Source organism: Pseudoalteromonas sp. BSi20652 (genome assembly GCF_000239855.1).
In the GTDB taxonomy this organism is placed as follows: Bacteria; Pseudomonadota; Gammaproteobacteria; order Enterobacterales; family Alteromonadaceae; genus Pseudoalteromonas.
On the sequence record NZ_BADT01000209.1, the window covers coordinates 1 to 16,799 of the forward strand.

At 41.0% G+C, this 16,799-nt stretch carries 12 protein-coding genes and 1 pseudogene; 10 read left to right on the forward strand and 3 right to left on the reverse strand.

Translation table 11 applies throughout. The features are described from left to right. From P20652_RS20425 to leuD, 7 genes and pseudogenes are all read left to right on the forward strand, one after another. A pseudogene (locus P20652_RS20425) lies at positions 1-229 on the forward strand (hypothetical protein); the annotation flags it as partial. 178 nt (positions 230-407) lie between these two features. After that, complete coding sequence (locus P20652_RS02515; RefSeq protein ID WP_008171905.1) at positions 408-5,087, forward strand: OmpA family protein; 4,680 nt, start codon at positions 408-410, stop codon at positions 5,085-5,087. Between the two features lie 161 nt (positions 5,088-5,248). Next, positions 5,249-6,325 (forward strand): hypothetical protein, encoded by a 1,077-nt coding sequence (locus tag P20652_RS02510; protein ID WP_008171907.1) that lies wholly within the window; start codon positions 5,249-5,251, stop codon positions 6,323-6,325. Positions 6,326-6,917: 592 nt separating this feature from the next. Next, positions 6,918-8,471 (forward strand): 2-isopropylmalate synthase, encoded by a 1,554-nt coding sequence (gene leuA / locus P20652_RS02505; protein ID WP_008171909.1) that lies wholly within the window; start codon positions 6,918-6,920, stop codon positions 8,469-8,471. Then, a complete protein-coding gene (leuB, locus tag P20652_RS02500; protein WP_002961092.1) occupies positions 8,468-9,544 on the forward strand; it encodes a 3-isopropylmalate dehydrogenase in 1,077 nt (358 codons plus the stop codon). The genes leuA and leuB overlap by 4 nt, the downstream gene beginning before the upstream one ends. A gap of 60 nt (positions 9,545-9,604) precedes the next feature. Beyond that, positions 9,605-11,005, forward strand: coding sequence for a 3-isopropylmalate dehydratase large subunit (gene leuC / locus P20652_RS02495; RefSeq protein ID WP_008171911.1), 1,401 nt, complete (start codon positions 9,605-9,607; stop codon positions 11,003-11,005). Continuing rightward, positions 11,005-11,604, forward strand: coding sequence for a 3-isopropylmalate dehydratase small subunit (gene leuD / locus P20652_RS02490; RefSeq protein ID WP_008171914.1), 600 nt, complete (start codon positions 11,005-11,007; stop codon positions 11,602-11,604). The genes leuC and leuD overlap by 1 nt, the downstream gene beginning before the upstream one ends. 93 nt (positions 11,605-11,697) lie before the next feature. On the opposite strand, the gene P20652_RS02485 is transcribed toward leuD, so the two are convergent. Continuing rightward, the gene (locus P20652_RS02485) at positions 11,698-13,206 is read right to left on the reverse strand and encodes a DUF3360 family protein (protein WP_008171916.1); all 1,509 of its coding nucleotides are present in this window, start codon (positions 13,204-13,206) and stop codon (positions 11,698-11,700) included. A 385-nt stretch (positions 13,207-13,591) separates the two neighbouring features. Between P20652_RS02485 and P20652_RS02480 the strand changes: the two genes are divergently transcribed. Next, positions 13,592-14,185, forward strand: coding sequence for a hypothetical protein (locus P20652_RS02480; protein WP_008171918.1), 594 nt, complete (start codon positions 13,592-13,594; stop codon positions 14,183-14,185). Positions 14,186-14,187: 2 nt separating this feature from the next. Here P20652_RS02480 and P20652_RS02475 read toward each other — a convergent pair whose 3' ends face one another. Then, positions 14,188-14,553 carry a hypothetical protein gene (locus tag P20652_RS02475; protein ID WP_008171920.1) on the reverse strand — a complete coding sequence of 122 codons (366 nt, stop codon included), beginning with the start codon at positions 14,551-14,553 and terminating at the stop codon, positions 14,188-14,190. A 99-nt stretch (positions 14,554-14,652) separates the two neighbouring features. Between P20652_RS02475 and P20652_RS02470 the strand changes: the two genes are divergently transcribed. After that, a complete protein-coding gene (locus tag P20652_RS02470) occupies positions 14,653-15,093 on the forward strand; it encodes a TerB family tellurite resistance protein (protein ID WP_008171922.1) in 441 nt (146 codons plus the stop codon). Positions 15,094-15,118: 25 nt separating this feature from the next. Here the strand turns inward: P20652_RS02470 and P20652_RS02465 are convergent, their stop codons facing one another. After that, positions 15,119-15,685, reverse strand: coding sequence for an NADPH-dependent FMN reductase (locus P20652_RS02465; protein ID WP_008171925.1), 567 nt, complete (start codon positions 15,683-15,685; stop codon positions 15,119-15,121). Between the two features lie 117 nt (positions 15,686-15,802). Here P20652_RS02465 and P20652_RS02460 point away from each other — a divergent pair, with 117 nt between their 5' ends. Beyond that, the gene (locus P20652_RS02460) at positions 15,803-16,696 is read left to right on the forward strand and encodes a LysR family transcriptional regulator (protein ID WP_008171926.1); all 894 of its coding nucleotides are present in this window, start codon (positions 15,803-15,805) and stop codon (positions 16,694-16,696) included. The last annotated feature ends 103 nt before the right edge of the window (positions 16,697-16,799 follow it).

Below are 16,799 nucleotides of genomic sequence, written 5' to 3' on the forward strand. Positions count from 1 at the left end.
ACATGACTTTAATGGCGACGTGATAGAAAAGGTTGATTTAGGCTATAACAACCACCTTTCTATGCGTAGTTTTAAGGTATCTCCCTTCGGCGATTATATTTATTTTTTATCAGAAGGGCTTGGGGCGGCGCAAAATTACTGGATTAACTTATCGGACCCCAATAAGCGCATTATATCACCAAGAAAAGCAGATACTTACTTTTTCTCAGATAAAAAAATAAAGTGTTAACAAAATCTAAAAGAAAGTCTACTGAGCTTCTTGGGAATGGTTGGGCGTTTAATAATTATTACTTTATTGAGTTAGATTTAGTGACCCGGCAAACAAAAGAGATACCGATTAAAGAAAGTAATATTTGGGGCATGACCGGAATATTTATTTATGGCGTGTTTAATATCAAGGATGAATAATGACAGAGCAATTGAATACAGGGATATGTAGCTTCCCTAAAGCATATTTACTCACGGGTTATGTGAATGAAGGTAAACCAATCAGTAAGCTCACCCCGCTTTTTAACCGTGTGGTGGTGGCTGATAGCGATGGAGCTGCACCAATACTGTTAAGCAGTGATGAAGGCGCGGTGCTAGAGGCTGTTGATGGCAAGTTGCTGACGACACGGACACCGTTTCATGCTCATAAAAACCGACCTATTATTGTGCCGCCGGTTGATGCGATAAGCTTGTTAGCGGTGAGCCAAGGTGATAAGTGGTTTGAGGCCTTCAAAACTGAACTAGGAAGTTATAAGGGCAAGACTAATACCCTTAGCTATCAAAAAATTGCGGTAGAAGATTTACAACGGCCCGACACTAATAATAAAGATACAACCTACAGCGATTGGTATAACGAACACATTATTAAATGCAAGGTTAGCCATATTTATGGTTATGTTATACCCAAAACACGGGCGCTGTTGCTTAGTGTAAATAGCTCTATTCCTTTAGCAGCCGGCGATGGTAATGTTGAAATAATAAAAGGTACTGAAAGGGCCATTGCAGGTTTTTTTGATATAGCAAAAGCCAAGCGAGAAGAAAGTAAAGTTTATAGTGCGGTTATAAATAATAATGATAAAAAGCTGAGTGCAGGCTTATACAAAATACGAATTAAATTGAATGATGACGCTTTAGGTCAACAAGGTCACCGTTGGAGCCATAACGCTCTTAGCTATGATGAACATGGCACTCCTTATTATGAACTCAGCGAAATGTTGCATTTTGACATTCAAAACGAAGCAGGTGAGTTTGATGTAATTAATTGCGACCCGTTTTCAGTTGAAGAGGCAATAATAAAGCAATTCCCTCGCTTTTATAGCCACTTAATAAGCTATGCCAAAGATTTAAAAACCGAGCATGCCACGTATGACCCTAAAAATATTAGTGTTAAAGATGAAAACGGTAAAGAAGTTGGCCGCGCAAAAGTTAGCGATGAACCAATAAAAATAGCCAGCGGCTTTGAGAGCTTTTGCCATGGCTGGGCGGTGGCTAAAGGCCGTGCACAATTAGCTGCAGGGTTAATAAATACCGATATAACCGCTAGCGCCAGTAACGGTAATTTTACCACTAATGGTAAGTTTGTTTTAGGGAGTAAAATTGCTAAAGCAATACACGGACATTTAGAAACATATGAAGACAAGGCAATACAAGCAACGCTAGATGCCGTGTTTGCTATGCAAGATGGGCAGGATGCTTGGAACAAGCTACGTGAAGCTCGCGCAGCCTTTACAACCGATGCTTGGCGGCAAGCACTTGCAGAAAATTTGTGGCGCTTACCAGCTAACACACCAGCAGCAATGGAAAGCTATAATAAAAGTTTAGGTAAAAAGCTTGGCATTCCTAAGGTGGCAATGGATGCAGCAGGTAATGTACTCAATATAGCTGACTTAACCACAAATATTGCAGCGCTTGGGCAAACTACGTTGCAGCAATTTGGTACAAATATCCCTAATTTAGCGCAAGCTAAACAGCACTATAAAACGATTGCTAACGATTATTTTGAGCATTTAAGCGCCAAAGAAATTGTAAAAGATGTCGTAATTGAAGGAACGTTTTCGCTTAACAGCGAGCAAGTAACCGATGATTACCGCAATACTATTTTGCAGCAAAGCGAGGCCGTTATAAAAGCGCTTAAGCAAAATGAGAGCCTTAAAGTAACCGTGGCAGGTCACACCTGCGATATAGGTAATTACGATTATAATATTGCGTTATCTGAGCGACGAGCAGAGGCTGTTAAGGACATTTTAGTGACCCAAGCAGGCATTGATGAAGCGCGTATTGAGGTGCTAGGGCTGGGTTATGCTCAACCACTTATAAATAATAAAGATGAGGCAAGCCGAGCACAAAACCGCCGTGTACATATTGCCGCATATGCTATTAGCCAAATAAATGTTTGCCCGTCTCGTGAAGGTATGGATAGCCTAGAGCGCTTTCGTAATTTAACCGTAGCCAATGATATAAAAGTAGATGAAGCCAGCGACGATATGGCGTGGCAAATGATTAACATTGCTCTGGGTGTTATGGCATTTATCCCAATAACAGCTCCCATTGCCGCGGCAGTAGCGGTAATAAAAGCGGGTGGTGCTATTGCTACGTCGGCTGCGAATTTAATGGATGAAGCACTCCTCGATAACGCCTGTAAACATTATTATGCAGAAATTCAGCGAGATAAACGCTTAGGCCAAGAGTGTGCAGCTAACCAAGGTATGATGCATGAGCTATTAAGTGAATATAATAAAGACGGAAAAACGCAACAAAGTACACAATGGGCAGCTCAATTTAGGTTGCGCTCAGAGGCCATATCGGGCCTTATGGGGTTACTACTTAGGGCTCAGCGTGAAGGTGATAAAAGCCAGTATTATTCAAACTTAGAGCGCTATAAAGTAAAACAATACATAGAAAACTTTTTATTAGGTGATAGCTGGGCACTGCCTAATTTACCTGGTGCATCAATTAGGATGGATACATTTTGGGTGTTTTTAATTGATAGCATTACCAGTCAAAAGCAAAGTAAAAATGGTGATAAAAAAGCACTTTACGGCTTTAGTGACAACTACAGCTTGCTAGATAAAGCGGCACGTAAAGCCACAGTTACAGATCCTGAAAACACGCTTTATTTGCAATCGCAATCTAACCCGTATGGTTTTTATATGATGACGGTGCCGACAGTAGCGCGTGAGCATAATTATATTACGGCTGAATTTCAAAATTACTTCCCCATTCACACATTTGCCACGCAAGAAAAAGAAGGCAGTAAATACCTCGAAAGCTTTGCAAACACATTTGAACCGGTATTTTCTAACTATGGTGAGGCGAGCTATCATCACAGCGCTATATATTATCAAGACCAGACTTCAAAAAAATGGTTGCCAATTATTGCCAATAAACTAAAGCGGCTAACGCCATTCACCCCGATTCGTGTTCTCGTTGTGTTTAACGATACGATGACCGGTATTGCCCCTATTACCTTGAAAGTAACGCGCTGTGATGGGAAAAATAACGAGCTTGCTTATAAAGAGCTGGTAAGGCCGCTTGTAGAGTCTGAGCTATTAGAGAATGAAAAGCACTTTGCAGGAAAATTTGGTTGTGTATTTACACCATTTTTTCAGTTGGGGCCAAAAACGTATTTAGGTACCAAGCCTATGGTGCACGAAGAAGCTTTTTACTCGATTATAAACGACTCTGCAGTTGAATATTATCAAGATGACAATTTCTCTGATATGCGTTATTTCATTGGTGCGCAAGTTGGCAGTAGCCGTGAAGTTGTATTGCCACTAATGGGGGAGCGCAAAGATAATAGTGATGAGATGATTTTTGAGTCTGACACTGCGGAGGTCCTCTATGCCTTAGGCATAAAAAATAAGTTTGTGGCGAATGAGTTTTATGTTGATTTAAATACAAAGCGTAACGGTGGTAATGAAGAGTCACTATTAATAAAAGATTTTTTAACGAGTAGTAGCTCAAGCTTTGTATATCCAGAGCTTTTTGCTGGGGAAAAAAGCATTAGAATTTTGGTGCGCTTTGGTGGTGAGGGTAAACCTTATTTAATAACCAGTAAAATACAAAGGCAAGGGCAATTTATTCGTTTATTTGAGAGTGAATTTGCTGCCGCACAAAGTTTAGGGTTTAAAGTACGCCAGTTTGGCGATGACATAATATTTGATGACTTTGATTGGAATACCCAAGTCGATATTATGGTTGTAGCCACCTGTACAGAGCTAGAGTCTGATAATTATACAAAAAAACTCATTGGTTTAGATTGGCGTAGTGTGCCATGTGATTTAATACTGCAGCAAACTATTGGTATTAATGATCAAGGCCCGAAGTATAAGTCAAAACTTTGCTATTTAGGCAAAGCTACACGTAATGCAAATAAAGGTTATAAAACAGAACGTATTTTAAATAAAATGGTGGATACGTGGCATGACGATGACTATCAATTTGAGGATAAGTGGTATGACAATCAGTGCCAAATTGATGAGCAGGTAGGCCCAGAGTATGAAGAGTTAATTGAATTATTGAATAACGCAGGCTCTGATAACGAAAAAGGTAAACAGGGTCGAGCGCTGCTTAATTGGCATAATAAAGACGCTGAAGCATTTGCCGGTGAAGAGCAGGTTTTTGTTTTTGCTGCAAATTTTAGTTTGAAATATGACTCACCGAAGCGTGTTGAAGTAAACGGCTTAAGGCCTTTTGGAGACATATTTACAAGCCAATTTAGTGATATATTTACTGACAAAGAAGACCGGCAATATACTATGGAGCTAGGTATAGCTAGCTTTAACTCAGCGGGAAATTCGGGCTTTAATTTTAATGATATCGGTTCGATGACCGATAAAATTAGCAACCATGGCTTGCAGTTAAAGTTACCACTACCGAACCCTACAAATAGCAATTTGCCTTGGGGTAAAACACTACCAGAGGCTGATTTAAAAGAATTAGCCGCTGAGCTAAATAGCGATCATTCAACCCCATCACAAAAAGACCTATATAAGCGCTTGTCAGAGGAAGGGTTGACTGAAGATGAAGTGAAACAGTGGTTTGTTGAAGATGCTACAAAGAGGAAAGTAAGGCCGCTAGGAGCTTTTAAAAGCGAATAAATTTATTGGTAATTCAAGTAGTTACTACCAACATAACTGAGCGCAACAGCGCAATTATAGTAAGAATAAAAAGCTCATGAATATGAGCTTTTTATTTATTAGGGTATGGGCATAGTGTGCAGATTGGCTCAGTACTTTAACTGCTTAAAAGGACTTTAATAATGACGTTTTTAAAAAATCACAGCATGCTTTGCGCCCTCAGCGTTTGTTGTAGCTTATTGCTAAGCGGTTGCTCAGAGCCATCATCGCAAAGTACAAAAAACACAACAGCCGTTGACGTTTCTAAATACCCATGGGCTAAAGAGCACAAAAACCATCCAGAGTGGCCACTAGAAATACGCGAAGAGGTGTATGGCGATGCAGATACATTTTCAACCCCGCGGTTAATGTTCTGGAATAAGTATAAATACAGCGAGGTTTATACGCTGTGGTCATCAAAACTTGATGGCTCAGACAGACGCCGTATCATTCCAGAAGAGGTATTTCAAAAGCTTGAATCTATTAGTATACATTCACCAGCCCGCTCACCAGATAACCGTTATATAGCTATTTCGGGCTATATAAATGATCGAGCGACTCGCCAGTTATACGATACTAAAGAGAAAAAGCTGATCACCATGTCAGGCGGGGGCGGCTACCCTTGGTTTAACTGGACCTCAGACAGTGAAAACGTCATTTTTTACTCAGATGGTAAAAACTTTAATTACCATGTACCAACAGGGGAACTAACCTCTCGGCCGCAAATCCACCACAGTGGCGCTGCTTTTTTACTCCCAGGTGATAAAGAGTTTTTAGCTGTAAAGCACGATGGCTTTTGGATACATAAGTTTAATGGTGAAGTAGTGCGTAAAGTGAACTTTGGTTTTCCGAGGAAATGGGAGATGCTGGACCACCGTATCTCACCGGATGGAAAATACTTAGCGTTTATGACTCATATTAGACCAAAAGCGCATTTTCATTGGGTGAATATTGCCAATCCGGAAATAGAGCACTCAGAAATAGGGGAAGGTAATAGCGTGATTTTTTCTTTGGATGAAAATGTCACTCTTAAATTTGGTTATAACGATTTTAAAGAGCCAACTAGTCGAGATGAAATACCTGACATATACAGCATTATTACTAAAACGAATATTTTAACAGGCGAACAAAAAATCACACGAGTAAAGGAAATGGGTATTTGGGGTTTGGACAGATTATCACCAGTAGCGATTACAAACCAAAAAGCACAGGGTAACTGATTATGCATGAAATGAGCAAAGGATCTGCAAGCCCGTTGGTGTATCTATTAACAGGTTATGTTGAAAGTAATAAATCGATTCTATCGATATGCAAGTAGGCTCAATATAGCTCAAATCACTTTGACTATTTTGTCGATAAAGTGAGTAATGGCACTTTTTAATTATTAAACATGGGATTACTTTATAAGCCCAGATAAAAATAATAAAACTTATCTAATCGAGGATCACTTTAAAGCCGATTTGATTATGGTGACAAGAAGCGTGTTTGGTATTTTTAATCTTGTTATTTAAGGTTTATTGGTTTTTATTTTCTTTATGGTTGTGTTTTAAAGGTGTTTTGTGGAATTTTTATGCTTGCTTCCGTCGCTTTGTAATGTTAAAAATAGGCTTCACTGAACACACACACAAGAAAACAAGATGCATATTATTCGTTTAATTACACTAAAACTTAACCTCTTACTGCTATGGCAAGTAAGCGGGGATTAGTGTGTTTGCATCGAGTTGAACACTAAAAACCCCGCAATTGCGGGGTTTTTTTATCTCGCGGCTGGGATTAATTGAAATTTGGGTAACATAGGAATGAGGGGCAGTTATGCAAGAGCAAGATAAAGTATGGATTTTTGATACCACCTTACGTGATGGCGAACAGGCACTTAAAGCAAGCCTTACTGAAGATGATAAAATTCAATTAGCACATACAATTAGCCGCTTGAATGTGGATGTGATGGAAGTGGGTTTTCCGGTTTCGAGCCCTGCTGATTTTCGCTCGGTGCAACGTATTGCAACCGAAGTAAAAGGCCCGATTATTTGTGGTTTGGCACGCTCTGTTGCTAAAGACATTGAAGCCTGTGGCGAAGCACTTCGCACAGCACAACAAAGCCGTATTCATACTTTTATTGCTACAAGCCCTTTGCACCTTGAACATAAATTACGTATGAGCCTAGACGATGCAACGGCAATGGCTGTTAAATCAATTAAATTGGCACGTAACTATACTGATGATGTTGAGTTTTCGTGTGAAGATGCTGGTCGTACGCCGCATTGGGATTTATGTAAAATTGTTGAGCAGGCAATTAATGCCGGAGCTTCAACTATTAACTTGCCAGATACCGTTGGTTTTGTAACGCCAGACGAATACGCCGCGATGATCCGCCATTTAATGAATAACGTGCCAAATATTGATAAAGCGCGTTTAAGTGTGCATTGCCACAACGATTTAGGTTTAGCCGTAGCAAACTCAGTGGCTGCAGTGCAAGCGGGTGCACGCCAAATTGAGTGTACTATCAATGGCATTGGTGAGCGTGCTGGTAACTGCTCACTTGAAGAAGTGGCGATGATCATGAAAATGCGCCACGACCACTTAAAAGTATACACAGATATTAAAAGTGAAGAAATTTATCGCGCCTCTCGTCAAGTGGCTAAAATTTGTAATATGCCAGTACAACCAAATAAAGCGATTGTTGGCGAAAACGCCTTTGCGCATAGTTCTGGCATTCACCAAGACGGTGTATTAAAAGCGCAAAATACTTATGAGATTATGTCGCCAGAAAGCGTTGGTGTGCCAAGTAACCAATTAAATATGACTTCGCGTTCGGGTCGTCATGTTATTGAGCACCGTTTAGAAGAGTTAGGCTATCAAAAATCTGATTACGATATGGATGGCTTATATAAAAGCTTTATCGAATTGGCTGACCAAAAAGGCACCGTATACGATTACGACCTTGAGGCGATGATTTACTTTAATCAAATTAACGATAAAGACGAAAAATACCAATTAGAATTTGTTAACTCAGCTTCTAACTCACAATCGGTAGCAAGCTCTACCATTGGAATGCGAATTGATGGCGAAGCTAAACAAGAAGCCGCGACAGGTAATGGTCCAGTAGAAGCCTCGTTTGCAGCTATTGAGCGCTTAACCGGTATGAGCGTTGAAATGATTGAATATAACTTAGAAGCGACAGGCCAAGGTGCAAGCTCATTAGGCCAAGTAAATATTATAGCTAAATACGATGGCCGACCTTACCACGGTGCGGGCATTGCAGCGGATGTGGTTGAAGCGTCGGTACGCGCCATGATCCGTGTTTATAACTTAATTTATCGTGCACAAAAAGTGTCTGATTTAAAACAACAAAGGAAAGCAGGATGAGTAAAACAAACTACAGCGTTGCCGTATTAGCAGGCGACGGTATTGGCCCAGAAGTGATGGCAGCAGCAGAGCAAGTACTTGATGCTGTAAGCAATAAGTTTGGTTTTACCCTAAACCGTGAGCATTATGCAATTGGCGGCGCAGCCATTGACGAATTTGGTAAAGCATTACCAGAGAGTACACTTGCTGCGTGTGAAAACGCTGACGCTATTTTATTTGGTTCGGTAGGCGGTCCTAAATGGGAAAACTTACCACCAAACGAGCAGCCTGAGCGTGCATCGCTTTTACCGCTTCGTAAGCACTTTGGTTTGTTTTGTAACCTGCGCCCTGCACAGTTATTACCTGCATTAAGTGCAGCGTCACCACTTCGCGCTGATATTAGCGAAAAAGGGTTTGATATTTTATGTGTGCGCGAGCTAACCGGCGGCATTTATTTTGGCGAAAAAGGCCGTAGCGGCGAAGGCGCTGAAGAAGCTGCTTTTGATACGCAAACATACTCACGAAAAGAAATCGAACGTATTGCACGCTTTGCTTTTGAAGCTGCAAAATTACGTAGTAACCATGTTACCTCTGTTGATAAAGCAAACGTACTTGCATCAAGCGTATTATGGCGCGAAGTAGTCACCGAAGTAAGCAAAGACTACCCAGAAGTCAGCCTAGATTACATTTACGTAGATAACGCCGCTATGCAGTTAGTTAAGCAGCCTAGCCAATTTGATGTATTGCTTTGCGATAACTTATTTGGCGATATTTTGTCAGATGAGTGCGCCATGATCACAGGCTCAATGGGCTTACTACCATCGGCAAGTTTGAATCAATCGGGGTTTGGATTGTATGAGCCAGCAGGCGGTTCAGCACCAGATATTGCAGGTAAAGGCGTTGCAAACCCAATAGCACAAATTTTAAGTGCCGCATTAATGCTACGTTACTCGCTAGGGCAAGACGAAGCTGCTCGCACAATTGAAAAAGCAGTAGCAGAAGCCGTAGAAGCAGGCGTCGGCACACCAGATATATATCCAAATGCAGGTTACAGCACAAGCGATGTGGCAGCAGCCATCGTTTCACGCATTTAATAACATATTAAAGTTGCAGCACCGTTATGCTGCAACTCAAACAGATTAGGGAATTAGCAAGTGGCCCAAACGTTATACGACAAAATTTGGCAATCACATACCGTTGCCAGCATAAACGAGCAAACCGACTTACTTTATATTGACCGCCATTTAGTGCATGAAGTTACTTCTCCGCAGGCCTTTGCAGGTCTACGTGAAAAAAACCGTACTGTACGTTGCCCAGAAAAAACCTTTGCAACGATGGATCATAACGTATCGACTAAAAGCCGATCACTTGATGCCGCAAGCGAAGTATCTAAAAATCAATTAATGGCGCTTGATAAAAACTGTAAAGAGTTTGGTATTGTGCTTTACGATTTAAACTCAATTAATCAAGGTATTGTGCACGTAATGGGCCCAGAGCAAGGGATTACTTTGCCTGGCACAACCATTGTATGTGGCGATAGCCATACCTCTACGCATGGTGCGTTTGGCGCATTAGCGCATGGTATTGGTACCTCTGAAGTTGAGCACGTATTAGCAACGCAAACGCTACAGCAAAAAAAGGCGAAATCGTTAAAAATTCAAATTAACGGTGTATTGCGTCCAACGGTTACGGCTAAAGATTTAATTATGGCGGTAATTGGCAAGTTAGGTACCGCTGGTGGCACAGGTTATGTAGCAGAGTTTTGTGGTGAAGGCATTGAAGCGCTTTCAATGGAAGCCCGTATGACGCTATGTAATATGAGCATAGAAATGGGTGCAAAAGCGGGTTTAATTGCATCTGACCAAATTACTTATGATTACTTAAAAGGTCGTCCGTTTGCACCAAAAGGCGCAGATTTTGATGCAGCCGTTGAATATTGGGAAACATTAAAAACGGATGAAGGCGCACACTTTGATTTAGTTGTTGAGCTAAATGCCGACGACATTCAGCCGCAAATTACCTGGGGCACAAGCCCAGAGCAAGTAATTGGTGTTGATGAGTGCATACCCGATCCAGACCAAGAACCAGATTTAATTAAAGCCGATGCTATTCGCAGCGCGCTTAAGTACATGGATTTAAAAGCGGGTGATAAATTATCAAGCGCGAAAGTAGACACGGTATTTATTGGCTCATGTACAAATAGCCGCATTGAAGATTTACGCGCAGCTGCAAAAATTGTTGAAGGCAAACATGTGGTAGCCGGCATTGAAGCGTTAATTGTACCGGGCTCTGGCTTAGTTAAAAAACAAGCCGAAGACGAAGGCTTAGCTGATATTTTTAAAGCCGCTGGCTTTGAATGGCGCGAACCGGGTTGTTCTATGTGTTTAGCGATGAACGATGACCGCCTAGGAGCAGGCAAGCGTTGTGCATCTACTTCTAACCGTAACTTTGAGGGCCGCCAAGGTCGTGGCGGGCGTACCCATTTAGTTAGTCCTGCAATGGCGGCAGCCGCTGCAATACATGGTCACTTTGTTGATATTAGAGGAGAAGCCTAATGAGCGTATTTTTTAGTGGCTTAATGGCCCCACTTGATAAAAACAATGTAGATACTGACCAAATTATTCCTAAGCAGTTTTTAACATCAACTAGCCGCGAAGGTTTTGATGCGGCCTTGTTTTATGATTGGCGCTACCTAGATAACGACGAGCCAAACCCTGACTTTATTTTAAATCGCCCATGCTACCAAGGCGCGCAAATATTATTAACGCGCGACAACTTTGGTTGTGGCTCATCTCGCGAGCACGCGCCATGGGCGCTTAAGCAATATGGTTTTGAAGTAATTTTAGCGGAAAGCTTTGCAGATATTTTCTTTAATAACTGTGGTAACAACCAAATGTTAGCCATAGCGTTACCTGCCGATACGCTTGAGCAATTGTTTGTACTTAGCGAGCAGCACGACGATATTAACATTGAGATCGACCTTGAAAATCAAACACTAACAAGCAGTAAGTTTGCACCAATTAGTTTTGATATTAGTAAAGAGGTAAAAGAACGTTTGTTAAGTGGTTTAGACTTTATTGGTGTAACCGAAACGCTAAACCCACAAATTGATGCGTTTGAAAAACAACTAGCAGCTGAGCGTTCTTGGCAGTAATTACTTAACCGCGTGTATTAAAAATCACGTATTGAAAAGCACGGCAATTGCCGTGCTTTTTTGTGGGTAAATATTAGATGTGGTAGCTAAGGCTTAATGCCTAAAGTCAGCCATTAACGCCGGTATACCAGGTAACATGCCTACAATTGCCATTACAGTGGTAAGTAACACAAACATAATAAGTGGAATCACCCAGCGGCTCATTTTAGTTAACTCAGCACTGCGCTCTTTACAGCCAATAAGCCCTAAGTTATCAAGTAACATAGTAAGCGACCAACCAAAAGCCGGATTAACTAAGGTTGAGGCAAATACCACAATAGCGGCTGATTGCGTTGTTTTGCCTTCGCGCGTCATTTCCATACCCGCCTCAAGTAGCGGAATAAACACTCCTACAATAAGCGCAACACAAAGCACAGGTTGCCAAATGGCTAAATCCATTGGGTAACCCCATAAACCCGCAATAATACAAAATAAGGCTGTTAAAATGGCGCCCGCCGGAATAGGGCGCTTAGCAATAGCGGCAGGGACAATGTAGGTTCCCCACGATGAGGTAAAGTTAGCACCACCGGCAAGTGAGCCAAATGTTTGTCTAACAGATGCGCTTAGCATGGTGTCGTCGATATTCATTTGTACTTTTTCAGTGCGTTGCGGATAGCTTATTTTTTGAAATACTTGATGGCCTAAAAAATCAGGAGACCACATAGCAACGGCGAGCACTGCAAATGGGAGTACAACAACAAAGCTTTCAAGCGTTGGTAAACCTAGCATCCAACCCGTGTTTTCGCCCCACCAGTAAGCTGGGTTCATATTTGGTAAACCCGGTGCAGTATGAAACTCAAACGGTGCACCTAAAGCAAAGGCAACTACACCACCAATAAGGCAGCTAAGCGGCACAGCTAACCAACGCTTTTTAAAGTGCTCTAACAGTGCATACAATAAAATGGTGGCTAAAATAACAATAAACGCAATGTGTGCCATATCAATAGCTTCAGCCCAAGCAAACAGCTTTTTAACTTGCGAAATAGTACCAATAAAGCCTAAATAAATAAGTAGCCCGCCACATACACCTTTACTGGTTAGGCGCGCGAGCATACTTCCTCCCTTGGTTATGGCTAAAATAAAGCCAAAGGCACCAATGAGCAAGCCAAACGCCATAGGGTGCCCGCCAGCGGCAACCACAATAGGAATAAGTGGAATAAGTGGGCCGTGAGTACCCGCTAGGTTAGCCGTGGGTAAAATAAAGCCTGAAAACAAAATAATAAAAATAGAAACAATGAGTAATTCATAGCGTACATTTTCTAAAACAAATGCATCGCTTAAACCAAGAGGTGCTGCAAATGTTGCCGCAATAGCCCCCACCATAACGACTTTACCAATAGTGCCCGCCATGGCTGGAATGGTGTCTTCAAATTCAAAGCGGTAGTCTCTAAATGGTAAATTAGGACGCCAGCGTTTAGGCTGCATAATTTGTAGCTCGTGCTCTAGATACTCGTCGCGAGTATTAAACTCTGTACTGGGTTTATGCTTATTTTGATAGCTGTTTGCATCGTCATGTAATGCATTTTTGTGATCTGACTCATTACCCTTTGGGGTTGCTGACATAGTTCCTCCTGTTACTCGTTGCTTATTTTTCAAAACGCCCTAAAGCAAATGAATAACAAGTAGGGTAAATCAGCTTAGGGGGTGAGATGTATTGGCAAAAGGTCGTGTATGGTTGTTTTTAATACAATATGTCACTTAGGGCTTATTAAGGTAAGATCTATTTAATAAGGTAGGCTTAATAAGTTATTTGGATTCAATGCTCTGAGTATTTTTTAAATACTGATCTTATGCGCACCATGTAAAAAATATTGTTATTCTTTAGCTTTAGCTGGCTTTTAAAGTGTTTTACTAATAATAAAAACATTTTAAAAGTCGTTTATCGCAGTTATTTCCCATAGCTAATTTAAGCCGCTATGGTATTGAAAAATTATTATAATGGTGACTTATGAAATTATTAACGGCAGCAACTCTAATACTTGCCTCATCAACAGCCTTTGCACGCCCAGCACCTTTAGTATCTATACCAACGCATGATGCATTTTTTAATAGTATTGCCGCGCATTGTGGTAAAGCGTTTGAGGGTAAAGTAAGTGTAGATAATGCAAAAGGGCCAAGCTCATTTGACAATAATAAACTGGTTATGCATGTTCGTAAATGTAGCAATAGCGAGCTACAAGTACCGTTTCATGTAGGGGATGATGCATCGCGTACATGGATCATAACTAAAACGGGCAGTGGTTTGAGTTTAAAGCACGATCATCGTCATGAAGATGGTAACGACGATGCTTCAACCATGTACGGCGGTCACACACTTGATGCGGGTTTTGCTCAAATGCAGTCGTTTCCTGCAGATCAATATTCAAAAGAGTTATTTGTTAAGCAAGGTATTGCGCAATCGGCAGGTAATACATGGCAAATGTATATTTACCCTGAGGTATTTACTTACCGTTTAATTCGGCAAGGGCGCGAATTTAAAGTGGATTTTGATTTGACCAAACCTATTACGCCACCCGCTGCACCATGGGGATACGAAGAGTAAACTTATTGTTCGGGCTCTTCGCATTGCAATAAAACCGTTAAATCTGGTTGATAGGCGCGTGGTTTAGTAGGAAAACGTTCGAACTCCTGCACGCCTTCAAGTACTTTAAGCATAAAAGTCTGTCCTCGACACAAACGATCTGCATGGCGTAATAAAAATACACTTTGATTAGCGAAGTGTTTGTAATCATCTGATTGGATTTTTATTTTATAGTTGTCTTCGCCAATTTTTGTTTGGTAGTAATGCACTTTGTTGTCAAAGTCGTAGAGCTTTTCTGTTTCGGCTTTTTCAGCAAGTGCCGTATTTGCGCTCGAAAGGGCAACCAGCGTAGCGCCTATTGCTAAGCGTGGTATGTTTAATCCTTTCATAAAATGACTCCTTTAATTTACGAACTTTATACCCATTAATAGTTGATATAAATTCAATTTCTTTACGTATTAGTCTAACACCCAAAAAGGGAAAGTGTGATGTTCAAACAAATAAAACAACTTTTTGCAGTATTCGATGAGCAGCAACCAAGAATGCAAGAGCACGATTTAAAAACTGCAGTTGCTGCATTATTAATAGAAGTAATGCGTGCTGATGATAAACTTGACCATAATGAAGCAAAAACTCTGACTTTAACCTTAAAAAAATACTTTAATTTAACAGATTCTGAAGTTGAAGAACTCACAACTAATGCAGCAAGCAGCTTAGATGGCGCAATTGATTATTTTCAGTTTTCAAAACAAATTAACGAACATTGTAGCGCGGCGCAGCGTATTGAAATTATAGAGCTATTATGGCGTTTAGCGTATGCCGATGGTGAAATAGACCCGCAAGAAGATTATGTTATACGCAAAGTAGCTGGACTTTTATATGTAACGCATACAGATTTTATCGCCGCAAAAATAGCGGCGACAGAGTAATTATTTATTCGCGTAAGCGTACACGTTATTTTAACTTACTTGCAACGCTTACTAGCTGATGAGCAAGCGCTGATACTCGCTCTGCGGTAACTGGATCGTTAATTTTCCCACTTTCATCAAGCAATGTATGTACAGTTGGTATAGCTAGTTGATCGGCAAGTACTAATGACCCAACGCCACTTAGTATATCGCGTACATGATTTAAACCTCGTAACCCGCCAAGCCCACCTGGGGATGCAGCATACAACGCCACCACTTTATTACGAAAAGCAGGGACAGCGCCTTGCTCTGTACGTGACGCCCAATCAATAGCATTTTTTAGTGCAGCGGTAATTGAGCCGTTATACTCTGGGCTTGCCAGCAAAATACCGTCGGCTGCACGTAGCTTGTCTTTTAAAAGTTTTACGTCGCTTGGTGTACCTTGTTCTTCTATGTCTTCATTAAATAATGGGATATTTAATTCGTTTAGTTTGAGCACTTCTACTTTAGCACCAGTTTGTAGCGCAAACTGTGCAGCTTCATTAATGATTTTTTGATTAAAGCTTTCTTTGCGTAAGCTGCCTGCAAGAGCAATTATTTTTGGTGCCGTCATGTTTGTTCCTTTTGATATTTTAAGTACACATCTAATGTAGCAAAATTTCACTTGTAGAAAACCTCAATAAACGCAACACTTATGTGCGTATATGCACATAAGTAAAAGGCAAGTAGCATGGCAATTAAATTCGAAGATTGGCAAGACGTTAAAGTCGCATTTGAAGTTGCACGTTTAGGCACGCTAACAGCGGCAGCGGAGGAGCTTAATGTACACCACAGCACTGTGCTCAGACGAATTAACAGCCTTGAAAAAAACTTAAATACACGCCTTTTTCATCGCCATGCTCGTGGTTATAAAGTCACTGAAATTGGCACTAAGCTATTTGCAACGGCGCAAACGATTCATAGCTCGTTGGAGCAATTGCATAATGATATAGCGGCCGCCGATAGTACGCTTAGAGGCAGTTTGTTGTTAACTACGGTCAGTGGTTTTATGGATATGCTTGGTGATGTATGTGAGCAATTTCAGGCACTGCATCCGCAGGTACAGCTTGAGGTTATTTTAGAACAAAAAAGATTAAGGCTCGATCATGGTCAAGCACATATTGCGGTGCGTGCAGGCCCAAGACCTGATGAAAGTGATTATATTGCCCAGCACTTGGCGCAGCTTTCGTCGGGTTTGTATGCTAGCAAGCGTTACATTAATAAGTACGGTATGCCCAAATTATTAAGTGATTTACAGCAGCATAATTTTGTATCTGGCGTGGCGGGTTTTAATGCCCGTGTACCTTATTTTGCATGGGTTGATGAGCATATTCCTGCATCACAAATAAAACTGCGAGTGTCTGAAACTGCAGAAGCGACTCGCGCAATAATTAAAGGTTTAGGTATTGGCGGGTTGCAGCATGATGTAGCAGCGCAATACGCAGGTTTAGTACCTATATTACACAGTGAATTGAGCTGGCCTACTGATGTATGGTTAGTGACCCATCATTTAGTGCATCGCACTGCTAAAGTACAAGCGTTTGCAGAATTATTAAAAGCGCACTTTAATAAACTTGCTAAATAAAAAGCAGAGGGATTCCGAGTTGGTAATTTTGCGGCTATCAGCTTTTTAAATTCGTTTTTACAATAAAAAAAGCGCACAACAAGCAGTTGTACGCATTTTAATT